Source organism: Saccharomonospora saliphila YIM 90502, from assembly GCF_000383795.1.
Taxonomy (GTDB): domain Bacteria; phylum Actinomycetota; class Actinomycetes; order Mycobacteriales; family Pseudonocardiaceae; genus Saccharomonospora; species Saccharomonospora saliphila.
The window spans coordinates 55,599-57,624 of the sequence record NZ_KB912641.1 but is presented as its reverse complement, the minus strand read 5'-3'; the positions used below and the strand labels follow the sequence as shown (position 1 = coordinate 57,624).

Annotated in this window: 3 protein-coding genes; all 3 read right to left on the bottom strand. The window is 69.8% G+C overall.

What is annotated here, in order from left to right; genetic code table 11:
* Window positions 1-173 precede the first annotated feature (173 nt).
* A complete protein-coding gene (locus tag SACSA_RS0107955) occupies window positions 174-425 on the bottom strand; it encodes an acyl carrier protein (protein WP_028661666.1) in 252 nt (83 codons plus the stop codon).
* 207 nt (window positions 426-632) lie between these two features.
* A complete protein-coding gene (locus SACSA_RS0107950; RefSeq protein WP_019814866.1) occupies window positions 633-833 on the bottom strand; it encodes an MbtH family protein in 201 nt (66 codons plus the stop codon).
* Window positions 834-836: 3 nt separating this feature from the next.
* On the bottom strand, window positions 837-2,026 hold a 1,190-nt coding region (locus tag SACSA_RS22025; protein WP_019814864.1), incomplete at its 5' end, for an alpha/beta fold hydrolase.

Below are 2,026 nucleotides of genomic sequence, written 5' to 3'. Positions count from 1 at the left end.
TCGGCACCGCCCGGCCCGCCCACGGAGCGCAGCGCGTCCAGCGCCGGCCCGCGCACGACGTGCGCGTTGGCCTCATGCATGTGTCCCACCTTCGAAGTCGTGTCCTGCGCCGCCGTCGGTACGCGCCGGGCTGGTGACTCCCCGCCACGTACCGCCCGGCGCGCGGCGGGACGTCACCAGCCCGCGGCCTCGGCCACGACCGCGTAGACACCGTCCAGGTTGACCATCCTCGGCAGCTCCGCCTGGTCGATCACGACGGAGAACTGCTTCTCCAGCGACGCGAGGATCTCGATGGCGCGCAGCGAGTCGGCGCCGTGGTCGTCGGCGAAGAGGCTGGTGTTGGTGACCTCGTCCGGGTCGATCTCGAGGATGTCGCACACGATGTCTTTGATCGTCTCGAGACGTTCGGTGACAGCCGCGGTCATCGGGTTCTCCTTGCGGTAGAGGGGTTTCTGCCGCACCCGATTATTCGCCTCCTGTCGCCCGTTCGGGTGGTCTCTGCATTCTCCTGCAGAATCCGCGCGACCCGGCTTCACAGTCCACTTCGGAGCCACACGGAGCGAAGAAACGGTGCCGTGCACGCGAACGGGCCCCGCGCGCGGCGCGCGCGGGGCCCGTGTCGTTCGCCGCGGTCAGCTCTCGACGAGGCTGCGCGGCCGCATGTCGGTCCAGTGCTCGGCGACGTGGTCAAGGCACGCCTGGCGGCTCTCGGCACCGAACGTGACGGTCCACCCGGCGGGCACGTCGATGAACGACGGCCACAGGGAGTGCTGTCCCTCGTCGTTGACGAGCACGTAGTACTGGCCCTCGTCGTCCTCGAACGGATTCGCCATCTCCTACACCCTTTCTGCGCTGTGATATCGGTGTGCGTCGAGCTCCTCCGCCAGGATTCCGCCGATCTCGGCGAGCGGTCCCGGCTTCATGAGGTCGTTGTGCCGGTAGTCGATCGTGCGTGCGCGCACGTCTCCGCCGACGTAGGGTTCCCACGTCGCGGGGGTCGGTGAGATGTCGAGCTTGTCCAGCGCGGCGACGATCACGAGGATGTCCCCGGAGTAGGGTTTCGGCTCGAAACCGTGGACCAGGTCGCGACAGTGCGCGTAGATGCGGCCGATCGCGGTGATGTGGCGCTGCCGCAGGCTGGCCAACGAGCTGCCGAGCTTGCGCAAGATCTTGATCACCTCGGCGAACCGCAGCCGCCTGCGGCCGAGGTAGCGCCGGTCGTAGCCGACCCAGCCCAGCAGGTCGGCCAGGATCTCCTGCTCACCCAGCTCCGCCAGCGTCTGCCCGGGATAGGTGTCGAGCACGGTCACCAGACCCACCCGCTCGCCGCGCTGTTCCAGCAGGGCGGCCATGACGTGGGCCAGCAGACCACCGGAGGAGTAGCCGAGCAGGTGGTAGGGCCCGTGCGGCTGCACGGCGCGGATCTGCTCGAGGTAGTCCTCGGCCATCTCGACGAAGCTCGCGGGCAGTTCCGCCCCGGTGTCGTCGAGCCCGCGCGCCTGCAATCCGTACACCGGGATCTCCGGGTCGAGATGCCGGATCAGACCGGAGTAGCACCAGCTCAATCCGCCCGCCGGGTGCAGGCAGAACAGCGCGGGCGCGCTGCCGGACGAGCGCAGCGGCAGCAGCACATCCAGCGGGCTGCCCGCGTCGTCGCCGTCGGCGAGCGTGACCGCCAATTCGGCCACGGTGGGCGCCTCGAACAGCGAACGGATGGTCAGCTCGGTGCCGAAGGTCTCGTTGACGCGGGTGACCAGCCGGGTCGCCAGCAGCGAATGGCCACCGCACTCGAAGAAGTTGTCCCGCACCCCGACGCGGGGGACGCCCAGCGCGTCGGCGAAGAGCCCGCACAGGATCTCCTGCCGAGGGTTCTCCGGCACGCCTCCCGCGCCGCTCGCCGACGGTTCGGGCGCGGGCAGCGCGCGGCGGTCGAGCTTGCCGTTCGGGGTCAGCGGGAACTCCGCGACCGCGACCAGGGCCGAGGGCACCATGTACTCGGGAAGCCGGGCCGCCACGTGCCCGCGCA

Coding starts and splice junctions, on each gene's coding strand:
- SACSA_RS0107955 (WP_028661666.1), bottom strand. CDS start 425: ATGACCGCGGCTGTCACCGAACGTCTCGAGACGATCAAAGACATCGTG.
- SACSA_RS0107950 (WP_019814866.1), bottom strand. CDS start 833: ATGGCGAATCCGTTCGAGGACGACGAGGGCCAGTACTACGTGCTCGTC.